Source organism: Amycolatopsis ruanii (assembly GCF_003385175.1).
Taxonomy (GTDB): domain Bacteria; phylum Actinomycetota; class Actinomycetes; order Mycobacteriales; family Pseudonocardiaceae; genus Amycolatopsis_E; species Amycolatopsis_E thermalba.
The window spans coordinates 38,097-59,359 of sequence record NZ_PQHY01000011.1 but is presented as its reverse complement, the minus strand read 5'-3'; the positions used below and the strand labels follow the sequence as shown (position 1 = coordinate 59,359).

24 protein-coding genes and 1 pseudogene are annotated in these 21,263 nt (G+C 71.6%); 15 read left to right on the top strand and 10 right to left on the bottom strand.

The window, feature by feature from the left end; translation table 11 throughout:
- Positions 1 to 57: 57 nt before the first annotated feature.
- A complete protein-coding gene (locus D0D28_RS08535) occupies positions 58 to 1,404 on the top strand; it encodes a 3-oxoacyl-ACP reductase (RefSeq protein WP_116110270.1) in 1,347 nt (448 codons plus the stop codon).
- On the top strand, positions 1,404 to 2,267 hold the full coding sequence (locus D0D28_RS08530; protein WP_116110316.1) for a MaoC/PaaZ C-terminal domain-containing protein: 864 nt from the start codon (positions 1,404 to 1,406) through the stop codon (positions 2,265 to 2,267). The genes D0D28_RS08535 and D0D28_RS08530 overlap by 1 nt, the downstream gene beginning before the upstream one ends.
- Here D0D28_RS08530 and D0D28_RS08525 read toward each other — a convergent pair.
- The gene (locus D0D28_RS08525) at positions 2,233 to 2,883 is read right to left on the bottom strand and encodes a TetR/AcrR family transcriptional regulator (RefSeq protein WP_094003208.1); all 651 of its coding nucleotides are present in this window, start codon (positions 2,881 to 2,883) and stop codon (positions 2,233 to 2,235) included. The genes D0D28_RS08530 and D0D28_RS08525 overlap by 35 nt on opposite strands.
- 46 nt (positions 2,884 to 2,929) lie before the next feature.
- On the opposite strand from D0D28_RS08525, the gene D0D28_RS08520 reads away from it, so the two are divergent.
- Positions 2,930 to 3,490 (top strand): SCP2 sterol-binding domain-containing protein, encoded by a 561-nt coding sequence (locus tag D0D28_RS08520; protein ID WP_094003207.1) that lies wholly within the window; start codon positions 2,930 to 2,932, stop codon positions 3,488 to 3,490.
- 54 nt (positions 3,491 to 3,544) lie between these two features.
- On the opposite strand, the gene D0D28_RS08515 is transcribed toward D0D28_RS08520, so the two are convergent.
- The 3 genes from D0D28_RS08515 to D0D28_RS08505 form a co-directional block, all read right to left on the bottom strand.
- Positions 3,545 to 3,967 (bottom strand): FxsA family protein, encoded by a 423-nt coding sequence (locus D0D28_RS08515; RefSeq protein ID WP_116110269.1) that lies wholly within the window; start codon positions 3,965 to 3,967, stop codon positions 3,545 to 3,547.
- A gap of 6 nt (positions 3,968 to 3,973) precedes the next feature.
- The gene (locus tag D0D28_RS08510; protein ID WP_198958106.1) at positions 3,974 to 4,465 is read right to left on the bottom strand and encodes a DNA topology modulation protein FlaR; all 492 of its coding nucleotides are present in this window, start codon (positions 4,463 to 4,465) and stop codon (positions 3,974 to 3,976) included.
- A 75-nt stretch (positions 4,466 to 4,540) separates the two neighbouring features.
- Positions 4,541 to 5,374 carry an SAM-dependent methyltransferase gene (locus tag D0D28_RS08505; protein WP_116110268.1) on the bottom strand — a complete coding sequence of 278 codons (834 nt, stop codon included), beginning with the start codon at positions 5,372 to 5,374 and terminating at the stop codon, positions 4,541 to 4,543.
- A gap of 66 nt (positions 5,375 to 5,440) precedes the next feature.
- On the opposite strand from D0D28_RS08505, the gene D0D28_RS08500 reads away from it, so the two are divergent.
- From D0D28_RS08500 to D0D28_RS08490, 3 genes are all read left to right on the top strand, one after another.
- Positions 5,441 to 6,085 carry an alpha/beta hydrolase gene (locus D0D28_RS08500; RefSeq protein WP_116110267.1) on the top strand — a complete coding sequence of 215 codons (645 nt, stop codon included), beginning with the start codon at positions 5,441 to 5,443 and terminating at the stop codon, positions 6,083 to 6,085.
- Between the two features lie 43 nt (positions 6,086 to 6,128).
- Positions 6,129 to 6,419, top strand: coding sequence for a YiaA/YiaB family inner membrane protein (locus D0D28_RS08495; RefSeq protein ID WP_094003203.1), 291 nt, complete (start codon positions 6,129 to 6,131; stop codon positions 6,417 to 6,419).
- A gap of 85 nt (positions 6,420 to 6,504) precedes the next feature.
- Positions 6,505 to 8,298 carry an NHL domain-containing thioredoxin family protein gene (locus D0D28_RS08490; protein ID WP_116110266.1) on the top strand — a complete coding sequence of 598 codons (1,794 nt, stop codon included), beginning with the start codon at positions 6,505 to 6,507 and terminating at the stop codon, positions 8,296 to 8,298.
- Here the strand turns inward: D0D28_RS08490 and D0D28_RS08485 are convergent.
- Entirely contained in the window at positions 8,249 to 8,872 is a 624-nt protein-coding gene (locus D0D28_RS08485; RefSeq protein ID WP_094003201.1) for a TetR/AcrR family transcriptional regulator, read from the bottom strand. The genes D0D28_RS08490 and D0D28_RS08485 overlap by 50 nt on opposite strands.
- 55 nt (positions 8,873 to 8,927) lie before the next feature.
- Here D0D28_RS08485 and D0D28_RS08480 point away from each other — a divergent pair, with 55 nt between their 5' ends.
- From D0D28_RS08480 to D0D28_RS08465, 4 genes are all read left to right on the top strand, one after another.
- Entirely contained in the window at positions 8,928 to 10,274 is a 1,347-nt protein-coding gene (locus tag D0D28_RS08480; RefSeq protein WP_116110265.1) for a carboxypeptidase regulatory-like domain-containing protein, read from the top strand.
- A gap of 71 nt (positions 10,275 to 10,345) precedes the next feature.
- Complete coding sequence (locus D0D28_RS08475) at positions 10,346 to 10,639, top strand: GroES family chaperonin (RefSeq protein ID WP_094003291.1); 294 nt, start codon at positions 10,346 to 10,348, stop codon at positions 10,637 to 10,639.
- A gap of 17 nt (positions 10,640 to 10,656) precedes the next feature.
- On the top strand, positions 10,657 to 12,579 hold the full coding sequence (locus D0D28_RS08470; protein ID WP_116110264.1) for a VanW family protein: 1,923 nt from the start codon (positions 10,657 to 10,659) through the stop codon (positions 12,577 to 12,579).
- Between the two features lie 35 nt (positions 12,580 to 12,614).
- A complete protein-coding gene (locus D0D28_RS08465; protein ID WP_116110263.1) occupies positions 12,615 to 13,433 on the top strand; it encodes a maleylpyruvate isomerase family mycothiol-dependent enzyme in 819 nt (272 codons plus the stop codon).
- A gap of 1 nt (position 13,434) precedes the next feature.
- Here D0D28_RS08465 and D0D28_RS08460 read toward each other — a convergent pair whose 3' ends face one another.
- A complete protein-coding gene (locus D0D28_RS08460; protein ID WP_116110262.1) occupies positions 13,435 to 14,124 on the bottom strand; it encodes a leucine-rich repeat domain-containing protein in 690 nt (229 codons plus the stop codon).
- A 79-nt stretch (positions 14,125 to 14,203) separates the two neighbouring features.
- Here D0D28_RS08460 and D0D28_RS08455 point away from each other — a divergent pair, with 79 nt between their 5' ends.
- Positions 14,204 to 14,569 (top strand): hypothetical protein, encoded by a 366-nt coding sequence (locus D0D28_RS08455; protein WP_094003196.1) that lies wholly within the window; start codon positions 14,204 to 14,206, stop codon positions 14,567 to 14,569.
- 53 nt (positions 14,570 to 14,622) lie between these two features.
- Here the strand turns inward: D0D28_RS08455 and D0D28_RS08450 are convergent, their stop codons facing one another.
- A complete protein-coding gene (locus D0D28_RS08450; RefSeq protein ID WP_094003195.1) occupies positions 14,623 to 14,898 on the bottom strand; it encodes a GlsB/YeaQ/YmgE family stress response membrane protein in 276 nt (91 codons plus the stop codon).
- Between the two features lie 104 nt (positions 14,899 to 15,002).
- Here D0D28_RS08450 and D0D28_RS37595 point away from each other — a divergent pair.
- Positions 15,003 to 15,158 (top strand): annotated as a pseudogene (locus D0D28_RS37595) (ArsR family transcriptional regulator); the annotation flags it as partial.
- A 405-nt stretch (positions 15,159 to 15,563) separates the two neighbouring features.
- On the opposite strand, the gene D0D28_RS08440 reads toward D0D28_RS37595, so the two are convergent.
- The 3 genes from D0D28_RS08440 to mug all read right to left on the bottom strand — a co-directional run bounded on the left by D0D28_RS08440 (position 15,564) and on the right by mug (position 19,062).
- Positions 15,564 to 17,405 carry an acyl-CoA dehydrogenase gene (locus D0D28_RS08440; protein ID WP_094003194.1) on the bottom strand — a complete coding sequence of 614 codons (1,842 nt, stop codon included), beginning with the start codon at positions 17,403 to 17,405 and terminating at the stop codon, positions 15,564 to 15,566.
- Positions 17,406 to 17,535: 130 nt separating this feature from the next.
- The gene (locus D0D28_RS08435; RefSeq protein ID WP_094003193.1) at positions 17,536 to 18,309 is read right to left on the bottom strand and encodes a response regulator transcription factor; all 774 of its coding nucleotides are present in this window, start codon (positions 18,307 to 18,309) and stop codon (positions 17,536 to 17,538) included.
- A gap of 198 nt (positions 18,310 to 18,507) precedes the next feature.
- A complete protein-coding gene (mug, locus tag D0D28_RS08430) occupies positions 18,508 to 19,062 on the bottom strand; it encodes a G/U mismatch-specific DNA glycosylase (protein WP_094003192.1) in 555 nt (184 codons plus the stop codon).
- Between mug and D0D28_RS08425 the strand changes: the two genes are divergently transcribed.
- The 3 genes from D0D28_RS08425 to D0D28_RS08415 all read left to right on the top strand — a co-directional run bounded on the left by D0D28_RS08425 (position 19,061) and on the right by D0D28_RS08415 (position 21,244).
- On the top strand, positions 19,061 to 19,429 hold the full coding sequence (locus D0D28_RS08425; RefSeq protein ID WP_116110261.1) for a VOC family protein: 369 nt from the start codon (positions 19,061 to 19,063) through the stop codon (positions 19,427 to 19,429). The genes mug and D0D28_RS08425 overlap by 2 nt on opposite strands.
- A gap of 135 nt (positions 19,430 to 19,564) precedes the next feature.
- Entirely contained in the window at positions 19,565 to 20,554 is a 990-nt protein-coding gene (locus D0D28_RS08420) for a methyltransferase (protein ID WP_116110260.1), read from the top strand.
- An 18-nt stretch (positions 20,555 to 20,572) separates the two neighbouring features.
- Positions 20,573 to 21,244 carry a class I SAM-dependent methyltransferase gene (locus D0D28_RS08415; protein ID WP_116110259.1) on the top strand — a complete coding sequence of 224 codons (672 nt, stop codon included), beginning with the start codon at positions 20,573 to 20,575 and terminating at the stop codon, positions 21,242 to 21,244.
- The last annotated feature ends 19 nt before the right edge of the window (positions 21,245 to 21,263 follow it).

The following is a 21,263-nucleotide window of genomic DNA, read 5'->3' as shown; positions in this document are numbered from 1 at the left end:
CCTCGGATGACAGTGTAACCTACTCGTGAGTAGGTAAGCTCGGTAAGGAGGCACGTCATGGCCGACCGGTATCAGCAGTTCACCAAGACGCCGATCGGGAAGTTCCTGGTGCCCAAGCTCGGGCTGCCCAACCCGCCGGTGCTGCGCCGGTACCGCCCCGGCCGGCCCCCGCTCGATGGTCCCGCACTTTTCGGCGCCGCGCCCGGCGGACGGCTCGAAAAGACCGTGCCGAACCAGCTCGCGGCGGCCGGCATCACGGTGCTGACCGAGCAGGCGGGCGGCGACCAGCGCTACGGCGGCCTGGTGTTCGACGCCACCGGCATCACCGACCCCGCGCAGCTGCGCGAGGTGTACCTGTTCTTCCACCCGGTGATCCGCAAGATCGGCTACTGCGGCCGGGTCGTCGTGCTCGGCACCCCGCCTGAGCTGGTCGACGGCCGGGAGCGGATCGCCCAGCGCGCGCTCGAAGGGTTCGTCCGCTCGGTCGGCAAGGAGCTCAAGCGCGGCGCGACCGCCCAGCTCGTCTACGTCGCGCCCGGCGCCGAGGAGGCCGCCGAGTCGACGCTGCGGTTCGTGCTGTCCGCCAAGTCCGCGTTCGTGGACGCCCAGGTGATCCGCGTCGGCGCCACCGGCACGCCCGCGGTGCCCGCGATCGAGAACTGGGACAAGCCCCTCGACGGCAAGGTCGCCCTGGTCACCGGCGCCTCGCGGGGTATCGGCGCGGCGATCGCCCAGGTGCTCGCCCGCGACGGCGCGCACGTCGTGGGCCTGGACATCCCGGCGCAGGGCGGCGACCTGTCCGCGGTCGCCAACAAGGTCGGCGGCTCCGCGCTGCAGCTGGACATCACCGCCGCGGACGCGCCGGACAAGCTCGCGTCCTACCTGAAGGAGCGGCACGGCGGCGTGGACATCGTCGTGCACAACGCCGGCATCACCCGCGACAAGACGCTCGGCAACCTCACCGAGGGCGCGTGGGACGCGGTGCTCACGGTCAACCTGGTCGCGCAGCTGGCCGTCAACGACAAGCTGCTGAGCGAGAAGGTGCTCCGCGAGAACGGCCGCATCATCGGCGTCTCGTCGATCGCCGGCATCGCGGGCAACGTGGGCCAGACCAACTACGGCACCAGCAAGGCCGGCGTGATCGGCATGGTCGCCGACGGCGCGCCGAAGCTCGCCGAGTACGGCGCCACCATCAACGCCGTCGCGCCCGGGTTCATCGAGACGCAGATGACCGCGGCGGTCCCGCTGTTCATCCGCGAGGCCGGGCGGCGGCTGTCCAGCCTGGGTCAGGGCGGGCTGCCGGTCGACGTCGCCGAGACGATCGCCTGGTACGCCAACCCGGCCTCGGCCGCGGTGAACGGCAACGTGGTCCGCGTGTGCGGCCAGGCACTGCTGGGGGCGTGATGACGGGCAGTGACGTTCGTGAACTCCGCGAGGCGCCGAAGCTGGCGCCGTTGTACGCCAAGGCGTTGCTGCCGCACAGCGGTGGCGGCGGCCTGCCGGACACCGAATACGTGCGCGCGGGGGTCGAGTTCGACCCGGCGCACGTCGCGGCCTACAACCAGGTCTGCGGGTTCCGGCTGGGCGACGAGCTGCCGGTGACCTATCCGCACATGCTCGCGTTTCCGCTGCAGATGGCGCTGATGACGCAACCGGACTTCCCGTTCCCGTTGCTGGGCATGGTCCACGTCGCCAACCGCATCACGCAGCACCGCCCGGTGCGGCTGACCGACACCGGCACGGTGCGGGTGCGCGCGGAGAACCTGCGCCCGCACGAAAAGGGCCGCCAGTTCGACGTGATCAGCGAGTACACCACCGCCGACGGTCCGATTTGGACAGAAGTGAGCACGTACCTGCGGCGCGGTGGCGGCGAAGGCGGCGGCAAGCGCGAGCAGCTCGCGGCGCCCGCGCCCAAGGCGATCTGGCGGGTGCCCGGCGACATCGGGCGCCGCTACGCGGAGGTGTCCGGCGACCGCAACCCGATCCACCTGCACCCGTTGACCGCGAGGCTGTTCGGCTTCCCGTCGGCGATCGCGCACGGCATGTGGACCAAGGCGCGGGTGCTGGCCGCGTTCGAGGGCAGGCTGCCGGAGGCCTACACGGTCGACGTGAAGTTCAAGCTGCCCGTGCTGCTGCCGGCGAAGGTCGCGTTCACGTCGTGGCAGACCGGCGACGGGTGGGCCTTCGAGCTGTGGGCCGCGAAGAAACCGAAGCCGCACCTGGAGGGGACGATCACTCCTCCGGGCGCCACACCGAACCCTCGATGAGGTCGTTGAACCCCAGCCACACCAGGTTCATCAGCCACGACGCGAGCACTCCGTCCGACACCTCGGAGTGATCGAGCCACCAGTCGGCCAGCGACTCGGCGGCACCCACGAGCGCCACGGCGAGGGCCGGGCCGGAGAACTCGGCCCGGTCCCCCAGGCCCTTCTTCATGCCCGCGGTGACCACGAGCGCGGTGACCACCTCGATGGCCCGCGAGCGCAGCACGGTGATCTCGTCGGCGAAGCGGCCGCCGACGGTCAGCGCCTGGCGGTGCAGCACCGTCCACGAGTCCCGGTACTCGGCGACGAAGCGGTAGAACGAGCGCAGGCCGTGCCACAGCTGCATGTCCGGCGGCAGTTCCGAGCGCAGGCCGTCGCGGACCGCCTCCATCAGGCGACCGGCCTCGCGGCGGATGCACTTGGCGAACAGGTCCTCCTTGGCGCCCAGGTAGGAGTAGATCATCGGCTTGGAGACGCCGGCGACCTCGGAGATCTCGTCCATCGACGCGGAGTGGTAGCCGTGCCGTGAGAACACCTCGACGGCGGCGTCCAGGATCTGCCGTTCCCGCACGGCCCTGGGCAACCGCCGCGAGCGCGGGGCCTTCACGTCTTCCGTCACGCCGAAACGCTACCTCTTCACCCGTTCGCCGGTAGAATCTCCGCCTGTGTCCGGCACAGTGGTCGACGCGTTCGCCCGCCAGATCGATCTGAGCAGGTTGTCCGCGGAGCAGTTCATCCAGCTGCTCGAAACTCTGCACATGCTGGGCTCGGCCGAGACCGGGGTGCACCTGAGCGGGCTGTCCACCGAAACCCTCGCCGACGTCGTGCGCCGCGCGTCGAAGGAGCAGCTCCGGGCGATCGCCGAGCACCCCGAACTGCGGATGGTGTTCCTGGAGGAGATCTTCCGCCGGATGTCGGACCACTTCCTGGCGGAGAAGGCGCGGTACTCGAGTCTCGTGGTGTGCTGGCGGTTCCCGGGCGGTTCCGGCATCGGCGGCTACGACCGGTTCCAGACGGTGATCGAGGACGGCCGGTGCTACTCGGGGACGGACCTGGGGCGCGAGCCGGACACGACGATCACCATCGCGCCGGACGACTTCTTCCGCGTGGCGACGGGCAACGCCGCGGTGGCGGCGATGTTCGTGACCGGGAAGGTCAAGGTGAAGGGCGAGTACGCGCCCGCGGTACGGCTGTCGGGTTACTTCGATATTCCCCGAGTCGGGTAGAGCGGCGCGAAGCGCCTCCGTTGAGGGTGGTGGTGGGCTGGCGAGCGGGGCCGCCTAGCCCTCGATGATCGGGCGGTTGGTGGTCTCCTTGTCGACCACCTCGCCGTCGACGACGATCAACCGGTTCGGCATGCGGCGTTCGGCGCGCTTGAGCCACGCCCGGCGCACGACGCCGCGGGTCGGCGGCGGCGGCAGGGCCAGCCCGGCGAGGTCGGAGAGGAAACCCGGGATCATGATGAGCAACCCGCCGAAGGCGACGAGCATGCCGTCGGTGATCTCGGCGTGCGGGGAGCGCCCGGCCCGCGCGGTGGCGAGGAACGCCTGAGCGGCGCGCGCCCCTTCCCGCCGGGCGAGCCACGACCCGAGGAACGCCCCGACGACGAGCAGCCCCAGGGTGCCCAGGAAGCCGATGAGCGAACTGACCGCCCAGACGGCAGCCACCTCGGCGACGATGTACAACAGCAACACGACAGCCATACCCGGTCAACGTTCCGAACCGGCGGATTTCTCCCGGGCCAGGGCGGCGAGGAACAGTTCGGCCTCGCGCGGGGTGGTCAGCAGGAGCTGCCGGGCGCCGGTGGCGTGCTCGGCGATCTTGCGCAGGGCCAGGGGCCGCGAGCGGCGGCGGAAGCGCCAGATCCAGACCAGGAACTCGAACGACAGGCGCTCCGGACACCCCGGCGCCTGCTTGTCCCGGCCCCGGTCGCGCAGGGCGCGCAGGACGGCGCGGCGCAGGCACATCCGCCGCGGCGGATCGAGCACGATGACGGTGTCCGCGGCGGCGAGCCGGATCTCCAGGCTACCGCCGTAGTTCCCGTCCAGGAGCCACCGCTCGCCGGCGACCAGGGCCCGCTGCCGCGCGGCGAACTCCGCGGCTGGCAGGGCACCCCGCGTCGCCGGGTCGCGGTCGTGCACGTAGCGCGGCGCGAGGTCGGGGCGGCGCGCCGCGGGGTGAACCGCCACGGCCTCCCTCATCACCACACCGCGCACGAGCACCACCCACATGCCCCTGACCTGGCACGACCCGGAAGCCCCCGAAACCGGGTTCGCTCAGGGCTTGCGGGCCACGCCGCCGATGACGCGCGACTCCGACGGCGCCCGCCGGAACAGGGTGTCGCGGTCCGGGTGCCACGACGGCGCGTACACGAGCCCGGGTTCGAGCAGCTCCCAGTCGCCGAAGAAGCGGGCGAACTCGGCGCTCGTGCGCAGCTGGCCCGGGTTGGTGGTGCCCTCGTAGTACTCCACCAGGTCGGCCAGCGCCTGCCGCTCCTCGTCGCTGCGTGGGTTCTCGTTCGTCATCTGCGACAGGACCAGCAGCGAGCCCGGCGCGAGGCGGCCGCGGAAGTAGGCGACGCGGCTGTCCGGGTCGTCGGCGTCCTTGATGAAGTGCAGCACCGCGTTGATGACCAGCGCGACCGGCTGCCGCGCGTCGATCATGCCGGTGTCCAGCACCCGCTCCCACAGGTCTTCGGCGTGCATGAAGTGCGCCGCGATCGCCACGAGCCGCGCGGGGTCGGCGGTGTCGGCCAGCAGCAGCTGCGAGTGGGCGAGCGCGACCGGCTCGTTGTCCACGTACACGACCCGGCTGTCCCGCTGCGGGCGCGCCGCGTCGGCGACGTCGTGCACGTTCCCGGCCGTCGGCAGGCCCGAACCGATGTCGACGAACTGCCGGACCCCCAGCCGCGCGCACTCCCGCACCGCGCGAGCCAGGAACTGGCGGCTGGTCTTCATGTACTCGCCGATCAACGGCAGCCTGCGGCGGATCTTCTGCGCGAACTCCCGGTCGATCGCGTAGTTCGTCGTCCCGCCGATGAAGTAGTCGTAGACGCGCGCCGCGGACGGGCGGTCCAGACTGTTCTCGACCGCGCGCAACGCCTCGTCCATGCCTCTTATGGTAGTGATCAATGAAGTGTGGGAGCAGCTCGCAACGAATTGTCTGATTGGACCCTGATGAGTGATTTCGTCCTCGTGCACAGCCCGCTCGTCGGACCCGCGACCTGGCAGCGGGTCGCGGCCGAACTGCGGTCGCGCGGTCACCGGGTCACCACGCCGTCCCTGCTCGGCGCGCTGGACGGACCGGGCCCGTACTACCCGAAGCTCTTCGACGCGGCCGCCGAACCGGGCATCCTGGTCGCGCACAGCGGCGCCGGAGCGCTGCTGCCCGGCATCGCCGCGCGGACGCACGCCCCACGCGCGATCTTCGTCGACGCCCTGCTGCCGCACCCGGGCCGCGGCTGGTTCGACACCGCACCGCCCGAGCTGGCCGAGCGCCTGCGCGGACTGGCGACCGACGGACGGCTCCCGCCCTGGCACGAGTGGTTCCCCCCGGGCACGGTCGAGGACCTGCTGCCCGACCAGCGAACCCGCGACGAGTTCCTGGCCGAGCTGCCCCGCGTCCCGCTGGCCTACTTCACCGAACCCGCGCCCGAGGCCGCCCTCCCACCCAGCGCCTACCTCCAGCTCAGCGCCGCCTACGACGAGGAGGCCCGCGAAGCCGCCGCACGCGGCTGGCCCGTGCAGCGCCTGGACGCCCACCACCTCGCCCCGCTGACCGCCCCCGCCGAGATCGCGGCCGCACTGGAACGGTTTGAGTAGAAGCACTCAAGACTTCCGGATCGCCAACCGCGACCGTGGATCAATGACGACGAAAACCACCTCGCCGACCACGGGCGCGTTCTTCGCGCAGTCGGCGATCTCGTTCGGCATCTCGCTCGCCGCGGTCGCGGTGGGCGTCGCCTACCTGCCCGTTGACGGCTGGGTCCGCGCCTTCCTCGCGATCGCGATGCTCTACGCCATCACCTCGGCGTTCACGCTGGCGAAGGTCGTGCGCGACCGGCAGGAGAGCAGCTACCTGATGAGCCGGGTCGACCAGGCTCGGCTGGAGAAGCTGCTCGCCGAGCACGACCCGTACCGCGAGCCGGCCCTGTGAGATTCCACATCTCCGGCCCGGGGAACAACCGGATTCCCGCAGGTCGTTGAACCGTTGCGTGGCATCAGAGCAACGCCGGGCGCGGGTGCGCGCGCCCGAACTCGCCGGGGACGTGTGGCTGAACACCGGGGGCGAAACCGTCACCCTGGCGCAGCTGCGCGGCAAGATCGTGCTGCTCGACTTCTGGACCTCGGGCTGCATCAACTGCCTGCACGTCCTCGACGAGCTGCGCCCGCTGGAGGAGGAGTTCGCCGACGTGCTGGTCACGATCGGCGTGCACTCGCCGAAGTTCCTGCACGAGGGCGAGGCCGCGGCCATCGAGGCGGCCGTCCGCCGCTACGAGGTGCACCACCCGGTGCTCAACGACCCCGACCTGACCACCTGGTCGCAGTACGCCGTGAAGGCCTGGCCGACGCTGGTGATCGTCGACCCGCAGGGCTACGTCGTGCACACCGCCGCCGGTGAGGGGCACGCCGAGGCGCTGCGCCGGGTCATCGCCGAGCTGGTCGAGACCCACGACGCGCAGGGCACGCTGCGCCGCGGCGGCAGCCCGTACGTGCCGGTCGAGGAACAGCCCGCCGACCTGCGCTTTCCGAGCAAGGCCGTGGCCACCGCCGAGGGCCGCATCCTGGTCGCCGACACCGGCAACCACTCGATCGCCGAGTTCGCCTCCGACGGCGAGACCCTGATCCGCCGCTTCGGCAGCGGCGAGCGCGGCCGCGCCGACGGCGCCTTCGACGTCGCGAGCTTCGCCGAGCCGTCCGGCCTCGCGCTGCTGCCCGCCGAGGTCGCCGACCAGGCCGGGTACCACCTGCTCGTCGCCGATACGGCCAACCACCTGCTGCGGGGCGTCGACCTGGTCACCGGCGAGGTCACCACCGTCGCCGGCACCGGCACCCAGTGGCGCGACGGCGACACCGACGGCGACGCGCTGTCCATCGACCTCACCAGCCCGTGGGACGTGGTCTGGTGGGAGCCCGCGGGCGGCGCGGTCGTCGCGATGGCGGGCAACCACACGCTCGGCCTGTTCGACCCGCGCACCGGCCGCATCTCCCGCTTCGCCGGCACCACCGTCGAGGGCCTGCGCGACGGCAAGCTCGCCGAAGCCTTCTTCGCGCAGACCTCCGGCCTGGCCGTCCAGGGCGACCGGCTCTGGCTCGCCGACGCCGAGACCTCCGCGCTGCGCTACGTCGAAGACGGCGAAGTGCACACCGCGATCGGCACCGACCTGTTCTCCTTCGGCCACCGCGACGGCGACGCCGCGGACGCGTTGCTGCAGCACCCGCTGGGCGTCGCGGTCCTGGCCGACGGCACGATCGCGATCGCCGACACCTACAACGGCGCGGTCCGCCACTACGACCCGGCGAGCGGCGAGGTCGCCACTCTCGCGGAGAACCTCGCCGAGCCGTCCGGCCTGCTGCTCACCGGCGAGGCGCTGCTGGTGGTCGAGTCGGCCGCGCACCGCCTGACCGCGCTGCCGCCGGCCGCGGACGGGCAGCGGGTCGCCGGTGACGCGCTCGCCGTGCGCCGCCCACCGACCGAGCTGGCCCCGGGCACCGTCGAGTTCTCCGTGGTCTTCACCCCGCCGCCGGGCGAGAAACTCGACGACCGGTTCGGCCCGTCGACCCGCCTGCAGGTGACCGCCGCGCCGCCCGAGCTGCTGGCCGAGGGCGAGGGCACCGGCACCGAGCTGACCCGCACGCTGAAGATCGCCGAGGGGCACACCGAGGGCGTGCTGCAGGTGGTGGCGCAGGCCGCGAGCTGCGACTCCGAGGCCGAGCACCCGGTGTGCCGGGTGACCCGGCAGGACTGGGGCGTGCCGATCCGGATCACGCCGGACGGGCCGGACCGCCTCCAGCTGATCCTCGCGGGGGCGTGAAGGCGCCCGCCAGCACGTCCATGGCCTGGTGGAACAACGTGACCAGGTCCGGATCCGAACCGGGCTGCCAGCACCCGATGGCGGCCCGGTTCGCGCCGATCACGGCCGCGGCCGTGGCCCGCACGTAGAGGTCGTCCGCCGCCAGCCCGGTGCGGGTGGCCAGTGCCTGCGCCACGGCTTCTTCGAGCGCCCGGTTCGCCTGCGCCACCCGGGGCATCAGCTCCGGGTGCTCGCGCAGCAGCAGCGTCCGCTCGCTCCACACCTCGGTGGCGGCCAGCTCGGCGAACCGCCCGGCGAACACCTCCCGCAACGCCGTCAGCGGCGGCTCGTCCGCGGGCCGGTCGACGATGCGTTGCCCCAGCGTGGTGGCCGCGATGTCCAGCGACAACACGGCTTCGTCCTTGGTCGCGAAGTAGTTGAAGAACGTCCGCGGTGACACCCCGGCGGCCGCGCAGATGTCCTCGACCGTCACCCCGTCCGGCCCGTGCCGGCGGTACAGCGTGACGGCCGCGTGGCGCAGCGCTTCGCGGGTGGCTTCCTTCTTGCGCTCGCGCAGACCGGTGGGCGGGCTCACGATTCTTACAGTACTGCATTTTTGCAGCGCCTGCAAAAAGTGATAAGCTGACAGCATGGCGGAACATGTCGACACCCAGGAACAAGAACCCGGAAAGCTCCGCACCCTGGCCGAAAGCCTGTGGTTCCCGGTCTTCTTCGCCCTCGGCTTCGTCTTCTGCTACCTGCTCGCGTTCCACTCGCCGTCCCCGCACCACATCGAGGTCGCCGTCGCCGACCAGACCGCCGCGGCGCGCATCGAGGCCGCGCTGAACCAGGCGAGCCCGGGCGCCTTCGACGTCCAGCCGGTCGCCACCGCCGAGCAGGCCCGCCAGGCGGTGCTCGACCGCGACGCCACCGCCGCCTACTCCGCCGACCCGGTCCACCCGACCCTGTTCGTCGCCAAGGCCGACGGCTACATGCTCGAATCGGTCCTCAACCAGGCCTTCGCCCCGATCGCCGCGCAGACCGGGCACGCGCTCACGGTCACCGACCTCGCGCCCACCGAGTCCGGCGACACGATGGGCACCGGCATGTTCTACCTGGTGCTGATCTGGAACATCCCCAGCTACATCGTCGTGATGATGCTGCTGCGGGCGGTCACGCTGAGCCGCCGCGCGAAGGTCGCCACGCTGGTCGGCTTCGGCGCCCTGCTCACCCTCATCGGCTACGCCGGCGGCGTCGCGATGGACGTCATCCCGAACGACCCGGTCGCGATCCCGGTGGCGTTCCTGCTCACGCAGGCGGTCTCGCTCACCTCGTTCGGCCTGGTGCCGCTGGTCAAGCAGTGGTTCCCGGGGGTGGCGATGGGCCTGTTCGTGCTGCTGTCGATGCCCTCCAGCGGTGGCGCGGTGCCGATCCAGATGGTGCCCGGGTTCTTCCGCGCGCTGCACCCGTTCTTCCCGATGGGCAACCTCATCGAGGCCCTGCGCGGCATCTTCTACTTCGACGGCAAGGGTGTGTTGCGGCCCATCCTGGTGCTGTGCGCGTGGGTGCTGCTCGGCGTCGTCCTGATCGCCGGGCACAGCCTCCTGCAGCGCCGCCGGGCCGGCGTGGTCGAGGAGCCACCGGTGGAGGACCCGGCCCTGGAGATGCCCCGCCCGACCGCGGTCCCGGTGCACGACCGGCACTTCGGCGAGCCGGTGCCCACGCTGACCGGCGCGGTCCACGCGGACGACGGGCGGCCGGTGCCGGGCGCCGCGGTGACGGTGATGGACGGCCGCGGGCACCAGCTCGTCCGCACGACAGCCAACGACGAGGGCCGCTACGCGGTCGCCGGACTGCCCGAGCAGTTCGTCGATCTGGTGGTGTCCGCGCCCGGTTTCGAGGCGACCGCGAGCCGCGTGCTCGTGCGCGAGGGCGGGACCGCGCACCGGGACTTCACCCTGCGTGGACGGCAACCGCTGATCTCCGCGGCCCGCTGAGGGCACGTAGCATTACCGGCGTGTCGGAAGCCAAGAACTTGCCGGACGACGCGGCGAAGCTGGAAATCCAGATGCTGCACGACCGCGTCCTCGTCCGGGTCTCCGCGGAGGAGGGTGAGCGCCGCAGCAGCGGTGGCATCGTGATTCCGGCGACGGCCCAGGTGGCGCGCCGTCTCGCGTGGGGCGACGTACTGGGGGTAGGCAGTAATGTGCGTAACGTGAAGGTCGGCGACCGCGTGCTGTTCAACCCCGAGGACCAGCTCGAGGTCGAGGTCCAGGGCGAGGCGTACCTGGTGATGCGGGAGCGCGACATTCACGCCGTGGCCACCGAGCGCACGGACCACGGGACGGGCCTGTACTTGTAACGCGTCCGGGAGGAAGCGTGGGGCGGGAGGACCAGTACTGGCCGGAGCGGGACCCCGATTCCCTCCGGGACGCCGAAACCGCGGTCGGCCCGCGTCCGCCCGCCGAGTTCCTGCTGGACGAACCGCTCGACGCGACCGAGGACGCCCTGGTCGGGGAGCTGCTCGAGGTCGGTGACGCGCCTGCCGCGTCGCCGTCGCCGGGCAAGCGCTTCCTGGCGCGCGCGTTCATGGTCGCGGGCTGCCTGCTGGGCGTCGGGGTCATCCTCTACGCCGCGGACCTGATCGTCAGCGCCGGTGACGTGCCGCGCGGGGTCACGGTCGCCGGGGTCGAGGTCGGCGGGCTGAGCCGCGACGACGCCGAGACGAAGCTGCGCCGCGAGCTGGGCCCGCGCCTGAACGCGCCGGTGCCGGTCGAAGCCGGCGACGTGCGCACCACGCTCGACCCGGCGCAGTCCGGGCTGTCCGTCGACTGGTCCTCGACCGTCGCGCAGGCCGGGCGCCAGCCGCTCGACCCGGTGGACCGGATCACCTCGTTCTTCCGCACCCGCGAGGTCGGGGTGGTCACCGCGACCGATCCGGACGAGCTGCACTCCGCGATCGCGCGCCTGGCCGCCGAGCGCATCAACCACCCGCCGACCGAGGGCAGCATCGGGTTCGTCACGCTCCCCGGCACCGACGGCGGCGTGCACCCGTACCCGATCGAGCCGCGCAACGGGCAGGACCTGGCCGACGTCAAGGGCGCCGGGGACATCCTGCGCGCGACCTGGCTGGACAAGAGCGGCGTCCGGCTGCCGGTCGTGCTCACGCCGGTCAAGGTCACCTCGGCCGGCGTGCACTCGGCGCTGGAACGGCTGGTCGTGCCCGCGGTCGCCAAGCCGGTCACGCTGCACGGCGAGGGCGCCGACGCGGTGCTCAAGCCGAGCGCGATCGCCGCCGCCCTGAAGTTCAGCCCGGCCGACGGCGGCGCCCTCCGGGTCGAGGCCGATCCGGTGAAGCTGCAGCAGGCGGTGCGCGATCCGCTGGCGACCACGGAGAAGCGCGGCAAGGACGCGCAGATCGTGTTCGCCGGTGGCGCGCCCGTGGTCCAGCCGTCCGAGGACACGCGCAAGATCGACTGGAACCGGACGTTCCACCCGCTGATGGACGTCCTCGCCAAACCGGACGGCCGGGACCTGGCGGTGCGCTACCAGACGACCCGCCCGCGGACGACGACCGAGGACGCGAACGCGCTGGGCATCAAGGAGGTCATCGGCGAGTTCAGCACCGGCGGCCTGTCCGGCCCGGCCGCGACGAACGCGCGGGTCATGGCGGAGAAGGTGCACGGCACGATCCTCCGGCCCGGCGAGACGTTCAGCCTCAACGCCCGGGTGGGCGCCCGCAGCCAGTCGCAGGGGTACGTGCCGGCGCCGGTGAACGAGGACGGGTTCGGCCCGGAGGTGATCGGCGGCGGCTCGTCGCAGTTCACCACTACCCTGTACAACGCGGCGTACCTCGCCGGCCTGACCGACGCCGGGCACACCGAGCACACCTACTACCTGGACCGCTACCCCGCCGGACGGGACGCGATCGCGATCACCGCCGACGGGTCCGCGGTGGACCTGAAGTTCACCGACTCCCTGCGCAGCGGGGTGGCGATCCAGGCGTCGGTGTCCGGCGGCAGCGTGACGGTGAAGATCTGGGGCACCAAGCAGTACCGCGTGGAGTCCTCGACCGGCGCGTACTCGGACTTCCGGCCGCCGCCGCTGCAGCCCGGCGGCCCGGACTGCAGCCCGTCCAGCGGCCGTCCCGGCTTCACCACGAGCGACACCCGGGTGCTCTACGACGTGACCACGGGGGCCGAGGTCCGCCGCGACACCCGGACGGTCACCTACGCGCCGAAACCGGCCGTGGTGTGCGGGTTCGGGGTGAGTTCCGAGCCGGGGGACGCGACAACTCGGTAGCGGTGACGCCGGGTGCGATGACACCATCCGGCGGCATGGAGATCTTCGGTCCGGTGCTGGACGTGCGGCCGCTGTTCGGCCGCGAGCGTCACGAGTTGCTGACGTTGCTGGGTTCGCTGAGCGCCGAGGAGTGGTCGGCGCCCACGGTGTGTCCCGGCTGGACCGTGCACGACGTCGCCGGGCACATCCTCAACGACTACATGCGGCGGCTGTCCGGCGGCCGGGACCACTTCCCGGGGGCCGAGTTCGCCAACGACGAGACCCTGCCCGCCTACCTCGCCCGGGTCAACGACGAGTTCGTCCGGGCGATGCGGCAGTGCAGCCCCCAGCTGATCGTCCAGCTGCTCACCGCCCTCGGCCCGGACCTGGACCGGCTGTGGGAGACCTACGACCTGACCGCTTCCGCGGCCCTGGACGTGTCGTGGGCCGGGGACGGCCCGAGCCCGGCGTGGCTGGACATCGCGCGCGAGTACACCGAGTTCTGGGTGCACCAGCAGCAGATCCGGGACGCGGTGGGACGCCCCGGCGCCGATCAGCCGGAGCTGGTCGGTCCCGTGCTCGATGCGTTCATGCGCGCGCTGCCCCACACGCTGCGGGACGTGGTGCGACCGGAGGGCACGGTGGTGCGGGTGGTCCTCGACGATGGCGGGACCTGGCACGCCCGGTCGGACGGACAGCGGTGGCGGATGGCCGACGGGGGCGACCCCGCGGCCACGGTCACCATGCGCCCTGGCGACTTCTGGCGCCTGGCCACGCGCGGCATCTCCGTCGAGGAGGCCCGCCGGCGAGCGGACACCGCTGGCGACCCCGACCTCGCCGGGGCCGTGACCACCCTCCTGGCCGTGATCGCCTGACCTAGCGCAGCACGAGGCAGTCGTCGAGGTCGTCGAGCCAGGGCGGGGTCTCCAGCCACCGGTTCCAGCGCAGGTCGAGCTTGACCAGCGGCAGCTCGGCGAGTCCGTCCGGCAGGGTGCGCAGCTCGTTCTCCCGCAGGTCCAGGTACCGCAGGTCGCGCAGCTTCCCGATCGAGGCGGGCAGCTCGGTGAGGTGGTTGCCGCGCAGGTGCAGCTCCCGCAGCGCGTTCAGCTCGCCGATGCTGTCCGGCAACTCGCGCAGGTCGTTGCGGTACAGCCGCAGCTCCCGCAGCTCGCGCAGGCCGGAGAGGTCCGAGGGCAGCGACTCCAGCCCGTTGTCCGTCGCGCTCAGGTATCGCAGGCGGCCGAGGCGGGTCAGCTCGTCCGGCAGTCTGGTCAGGCGGTTGTCCGAGAGGTACAGGTACTCGGTCAGGTTCGGCAGGTCGCCCAGCTCGGTGGGCAGCTCGGTGAGCTGGTTGTGGCCGAGGTCGAGCGTGTGCAACGCGGTCAGCCGCGCGATGGCGGCCGGGATCGTGGTCAGCCGGTTCGCGGCGAGGTTCAGCACGGCCAGCCGGTCCAGGTCCCACAGCTCGTCCGGCAGTTCGCTGAGCTCGTTGTCGTAGGCGCTCAGGTACTCCAGGCCCGCGGGCAGTTCCGGCAGCCGGGTGAGGCCCTGGTGGTCGAGGTCCATCGGGGGAACATACCGGCGCGATCACTGCGCGTACGTTCCGATACGCTCCGTCACCGTTTGCGAGAGAGGGAGGATCTTGATGAAGAAGTCCCTGGCCGTGTTGGTGGCGGCCACGGCGGTGGTGGTGCTGCCCGGGACGGTCGCGGCCGCGGAGGGCGAGCCGGCGCTGGTGCACGCCTCGACGCAGAACAGCTGCAAGCTGAACATCCGGGCGGGCGCGGACGTCGGCTCGGCGCTGCTGCACACGCTGACCTGCACGAACTACACGACGTGCGTGCACTCGCCGGAGCGGGACCTGCCGTGCGGGCAGGTGGTCAAGGGCGGCACGTACACCTGCGTCGGGTCCGACGGCAAGCAGCTGACCGACAACCGGTGGGCCGAGGTGCTGTGGCGCTCACCGCAGCAGTCGTTCGTGGCCGTGGGCTGCGCCGCGTTCCGGTCCTGACACACGAACGTGCCCCGGGAGGGCGGACCTTCCCGGGGCACGTTCGTGTGCGGTTACCTACTCAGTTTCCGCCGGCCGTACAAGCCGCTGACCAGCGAGACCCCGATCGCCGCGATGACCACCTGGGTGATCAGCTCGAGCCAGTCGAAGCCCTTGGTGTCGGCATAGCCGATGCCCCGCGCGATCGCGGTGCCGATGAACGCGGCGACGATACCGACGATGATCGTGAGCCAGATCGGGATGCCCTGCTTGCCGGGTGCAATCAGCCGACCCAGCGCGCCGATGATCAGACCCACGACGATCGCGCTGATGATTCCACCGATTGTCATCGCAACTCCTTCAGCTTCGGTGTGCTCACGGAGTACCTTCCCGCGCCGCTTTCAAACCCGCATATTTGCGGACGCTTATATACGCTTGGTGTGATACCCCGCAGGTGGACGTCTTCGCCGCGGTGGCCGAGCCCAGCCGGCGTACGCTGCTGGACCTGCTGGCCGAGGGTGAGCCGGCCGCGGGCGCTCTGGTCGCGGCGCTGCCCGGCCTGACCCAGCCCGCGGTGTCCCGCCACCTGCGCATCCTGCGGGAGTCCGGCCTGGTCGAAGTTCGCCCGGACGGGCAACGCCGGATCTACGCGCTGCGCCCGGAGGGCCTGCCCCGAGATCGACAAGTGGCTCGGCCTCCACCGCCGCCACCGGACGCGCCAGCTGCGGGCGCGGCCAGGAAGGGGCGCACCTCGAGCCGCTCGTGGATCGGCTTCCGGACCGTCCCCGGCGGGCGCCGCTCCCTGTCGTACGGCACCCACCCCCTCCGGGGGCCGGCGCCTGACCATCGACGAACTCGCCGTTCCCCTCCAGCCGGTCCGCGAAAGCCCGCAGGTACTTCCCCATCGTGGTCTCCTCGCCGATTTCGGCACCACCCGCCGAAAACCTTGGCGCGAACACGCGAAAGGCCCCCTCGCTCGGAGCGAGAGGGCCTTTCGCAGGGGATTACGGGGAGATCAGAACGCCGCCTCCGGGACCTCCATGAGGTCGTTGTCGGCGGCCTCGACGACCGCGCGGCGCGCGGTCAGCTCGGGCAGCACCTGCTTGGCGAAGAACGACGCCACCGCGATCTTGCCCTGGTAGAACGCCTGGTCCCGGGCCGAGGCGCCGTCCAGCTTGGTCAGCGCGACCTCGGCCTGGCGCAGCAGCTGCCAGCCCACCAGCAGGTCACCGGCCGACATCAGGAAGCGGACGGTGTGCTGGCCGACCTTGTACAGGTTCTTGACGTCCTCCTGCGACGAGGTCAGGTAACCGATCATCGCGCCGAGCATGCCCTGCACGTCCTCCAGGGCGCGCTTGAGCAGCTCACGCTCGTTCTTCAGCCGGCCGTTGCCCGCCTCCGACTCGATGAACTTGGTGATCTCGTTCGCGATGTAGCCCAGCGCCTGGCCCTTGTCGCGGACGATCTTCCGGAAGAAGAAGTCCTGCGACTGGATCGCCGTGGTGCCCTCGTACAGCGAATCGATCTTCGCGTCGCGGATGTACTGCTCGATCGGGTAGTCCTGCAGGAAGCCGGACCCGCCCAGGGTCTGCAGCGACTGCACGAGCTGCTCGGTGGCGCGCTCGGAGCCGACGCCCTTGACGATCGGCAGCAGCAGGTCGTTGACCCGCTCGGCCAGCTTCAGCGAGTTCTCATCGCCCTCATTGGTCCACACCTGGTCCTGGAAGGACGCGGTGTAGAGGTACACGGCGCGCAGGCCCTCGGCGTAGGCCTTCTGCAGCATCAGCGACCGGCGCACGTCCGGGTGGTGCGTGATGGTGACCCGCGGCGCGGTCTTGTCGGTCATCTGGGTCAGGTCCGCGCCCTGCACGCGCTCCTTGGCGTACTCCAGCGCGTTCAGGTAGCCGGTGGACAGCGTGGCGATCGCCTTGGTGCCGACCATCATCCGGGCGTACTCGATGACCTGGAACATCTGCGCGATGCCGTCGTGCACCTCGCCCAGCAGCCAGCCCTTGGCCGGGGTGCCGTGCTGGCCGAAGGTCAGCTCGCAGGTGGTGGAGACCTTGAGGCCCATCTTGTGCTCGACGTTGGTGACGAACACGCCGTTGCGCTCACCGAGCTCACCGGTCTCGGTGTCGAAGTGGAACTTCGGCACCAGGAACAGCGACAGGCCCTTGGTGCCCGGCTTGGCCTCGATGCCCGGGCCCTCGGGGCGGGCCAGCACCAGGTGCATGATGTTCTCGGTCATGTCCTGGTCGGCGGAGGTGATGAACCGCTTCACGCCGTCCAGGTGCCAGCTGCCGTCCTCCTGCAGCACGGCCTTGGTGCGGCCGGCGCCGACGTCCGAACCGGCGTCCGGCTCGGTGAGGACCATCGTGGCGCCCCACGCGCGGTCGATCATGATCCGCGCCCAGCGCTTCTGCTCCTCGGTGCCGTTGCGGTCGAGGATCATCGCGAAGTTCGGGCCCGCCATGTACATGAACAGGGCCGGGTTGGCGCCGAGGATCAGCTCGGCGGCCGCCCACTGCACGGTCGGGGGCAGGCCGAGGCCGCCCAGGTCGTTGGTGAGGCCCAGCCGCCACCACTCGCCGTCCCAGAGCTGCTGGTAGCTCTTCTTGAACGACTCCGGCAGCTTGGCCGAGAACGTCTTGGGGTCGTACACCGGCGGGTTGCGGTCGGCGTCGGCGAAGGACTCGGCCAGCGGGCCGACCGCCAGGTTGTTGAGTTCCTGCAGCGCGCCGCGCGCGGTCTCCTCGTCGGAGTCCGCGAGGACCCCCTTGCCGAGGCGCTCCTGCACGTTCAGCACCTCGAACAGGTTGAACTCGAGGTCTCGCACGTTGGACTTGTAGTGGCCCATGTCGTCGCTCCGTTGTCGATCGGGTTTCCGGCTGGGCGCATGCTGGTCCCCTACTGGCCGGTAACATCAGGATATTACCTGTGGGTAACCGCGGCAAGCGAATCCAGCCGGTTGTGACGCACGGATCGCGCTACCGGGAGCGGTACTCGACCACCCCGGGAGCCGACGAACCGGGCGTGAGCCGCTGCTCGGGGCCGTCGTCGGGCTGAGCCACGAGGATCCCGGCGCGGAAGGCGATCGTCACGGCGTGTGTCCGGTCGCGAGCGGACAGCTTGCGCAGGATGCTCTTCACGTGCGTGCGCACGGTCTCCACGGACAGGTAGAGGACCTTCGCGATCCCCGCGTTCTCCAGCCCTTCCGCCACGAGCTGCAGCACCTGGTACTCGCGGCGGGACAGCGGCATCTGCGCGCGGCGCACCGCGGCGGCGCTGGCGGACTGGCGGGCCGCGGAGACCAGCGTCGCCAGCGACGGGTCGACGTAGCGGCGGTCCAGGTAGGCGCGGCGGATGCCCTCGACGAGGCGCCGCGACTCGGCCGAGCGCGGGATCGCGGCGTGCACGCCGGCCGCGATGGCGTCGTGCAGGAAGGCGGGCGTGCGGTTGGCCTCGCGCACCAGCGCGATGACGATGAGCGCCGGATCACCGGCGATGAGCAGCTTGCTGAGGTGACCGTGCGGGTCGAGCCCGGAGTCGACGAGGATGACGTCGGGGTGGATCTGCTCGGCCAGCTGCAGCGCCCCGTGCGGGTTGATGGCCTGTCCGGCCCAATGCATCCCCGGCGTGCGCTGCACGAGCCCCGAGAGACCCTCGCGGTAGATGGGCACCGGGTCGACCGCCGCGACACCCACACTGCGGCCGGCCGATGGTCCCTGCGGCACCCGCGTGGGGTCGTTACTGCGCGTCATCACAAAACTCCGTCTCGGCAAGGCCGGTCGTGGGAGCACGCACAGCCCGGGCGGCCCGCCCCCCTCGACGTCCGCCCGGGCTACTGTGGCGCCTCGACCCGATCCTCCCTGCTGGAACCGGCCACGACCGACACCCGTCAATTGTGTGACCCGCCAGGGCCGTCCGCGTGACGCGGGTTCACCCGCTTGTGTCGTGAACTACTCTGAGTAAACCGCGTGGCGCAGGTGGGCGAAGGCTTCTGCGAGTGTCGTCGGCGTCCAGTGTGCGTTGAGACCACTCGGATTGGGCAGCACCCACACGCGTGTTTCACCCAGCGAATGCGACTGGCGCCCCACCGTCGCCGCCGGGCGGCCGAACGCCGTCCGGTAGGCGGTGATCCCGACGACCGCGAGCCAGCGCGGCCGGTACTCCGCGGCCTTCTCGGCGAGCCGCACGCCGCCGGCGCGGAGTTCGTCGGCGGTCAGCTCGTCGGCGCGCGCGGTGGCCCGGTTGACGACGTTGGTGATGCCGAGGCCCAGTGCGAGCAGTTCGTCCTGCTCGCTCGGGTCGAAGCGGCGTGGCGTGAAGCCGGACGCGTGCAGCGCCGGCCAGAAGCGGTTTCCGGGACGGGCGAAGTGGTACCCGGTGGCGCCGGAGTAGAGGCCGGGGTTGATCCCGCAGAACAGCACGTCGAGGCCGGGTGCGAGCACGTCCGGGATCGTCGTCCCCGCTGCTGCGGCGAGCTGTTCTCTGGTGGGCCGGGAGGAAACCATGCGAAGCCGGATACTAGCCGTCGCCGTGGACTGCCACGACGCCGAATCGCTCGCGCGGTTCTGGTCCCGCGCGCTGGGCTACGACGAGATCCGGCGCTGGCAGGACGACAAGGGCGTGGAATACGTCAACATCGGGACCGACGACCAGTGCATGCTGGTGTTCCAGCCGGTCGGCGAGGACAAGGTCGTGAAGAACCGGCTGCACCTGGACCTGGCGCCGGTGGCGGGCACCCAGGCCGACGAGGTGGCGCGGCTGACGGAGCTGGGCGCACGCGTGCTGTCGGACGATCCGGACCTGCCGTGGGTGGTGCTGGCCGACCCCGAGGGCAACGAATTCTGCGTGCTCCCGCCGCGGGAGGCGGGCTAGGCTGCGGGCGTGTTCTGCGTATGCGTGGCCCTGGACTGGTGGGCGTCGTCCGAGTGACGGCCGTCGTGACCCCCACTTCGAGCCGTCTTCGGACGGCCGTGCGTCCGAAGACGGCTCCCAGCACTGGAGCCTCTCGTGGAACCCCCGATCGAAGCCGGCGCCGATCTGCGCCCTGAAGTTGCCGTCCGGCTCGCCTCGCAAGGCGTCCGCCTGTTGTGGCGCGACGATTTCGTGGCCGCCCGCCGCCTGCTCGCCGCGATGGGCAAGCGGTTGCCCGCGCGCTCGCCGGATTTCTACCGCTACCGCCAGTCGCGCCGGAACCGGGCGCGCGTGCTGGGCCTGCTGCTGGTCGAGGTCGGCCCGGACCTGCGCGTCGACCTGCCCCGCGCGCCGGACGTGCGGGCCGCCGTCCGCGCCGCCGGTGGTGAGCCGGGCCTGGTGCCGCTGACCGAGCTGCTCGGGATGCTCAGCGCGTACGAGTGGCGGGTGAAGGGCGTGCCGGTGGCGGCGCTGGGCGCGCGGATCCACCCGCACTACGGCGTGTTCTCCCCGACCCGGCAGGACTACGTGTCGCTGGTGGCCCGCGCGCCGCTGTCCGGCGTCCGGACGGCCTTCGACATCGGGACGGGCACCGGGGTCCTGGCCGCGGTCCTGGCGCGCCGCGGGGTGCCGGAGGTGGTGGCGACGGACATCGTCCCGGCCGCGGTCGCGTGTGCCAGGGAGAACGTGCGGCACCTCGGTTTGCCGCAGGTCAGGGTGGTGGCGGCGGACCTGTTCCCGCCGGGCCGCGCGGACCTGGTGGTGTGCAACCCACCGTGGCTCCCCGGCGCGGCGCGGTCGGCGTTGGACGCCGCCGTGTTCGACCCGGGCTCGCGGATGCTGGCGGGTTTCCTCGCCGGAGCGGCCGCGCACCTGACTCCCAGCGGCGAGGCGTGGCTGGTCCTGTCGGACCTGGCGGAGCTGGTCGGCCTGCGTACCCGCGCGGAGCTGCTGACCCGCTTCGAGGCGGCCGGGCTGACCGTGGCGGACCGCCTGGACGCACCCCGCCGGCGGCATCCAGGGGCGGACCCGCTCGCGAAGGCGCGATCCCAGGAGGTGGTGTCCCTCTGGCGCCTGCACCCCTGACCGGCGAACACTCGTCGCATGGACACCACTGCCGACGGCTGCCCGGTCGAGGTCTACCGCCTGCTGCCTCCGGCGGGGGAGGCGGAGATCGTGCACCGGGTGGCCCCGGCCGGCGCCGCGGTGCTCGACCTGGGCAGCGGCACCGGCCGCATCGCCCACCGGCTGATCGAGCTGGGCCACCCCGTCACCGCGGTCGACGATTCCGCCGAGATGCTGGCGCACGTGCGTGGCGCCGAGAGGGTCCGCGCCCGCATCGAGGATCTCGGCCTCCGGCGGCGCTTCCCGGTCGTGCTGCTGGCCAGCCACCTGGTCAACCAGCCGGACAGCCACGCCCTGCTGGCGACCGTGGCGCGGCACCTCGCTGACGACGGTGTCGCGGTCATCGAGTGGCACCCGCCGTCCTGGTTCGACACGGTCGCCGAGGGCGGCGGTCACCTCGGCGAGGTGCTGGTCAGCCTGACCGGCGTGGTCCGCGACGGGCCGCTGCTCAGCGCCACCGTCCGCTACCAGGCGCGCGGCCGGTCGTGGGAGCAGCCGTTCACCACCCGCCGGCTGAGCGAACCGGAGCTGCGCGCCCGCCTCGCCGAGGCGGGCCTGCGCTTCTCCCGCTGGTGCACCCCGGACCACCGCTGGTTCGCGGCCAATCGGGCGAAGGTGGCGCATTCACCACAACCCGGGTACGGTATGTGATCTGCCACACAAGCACGAC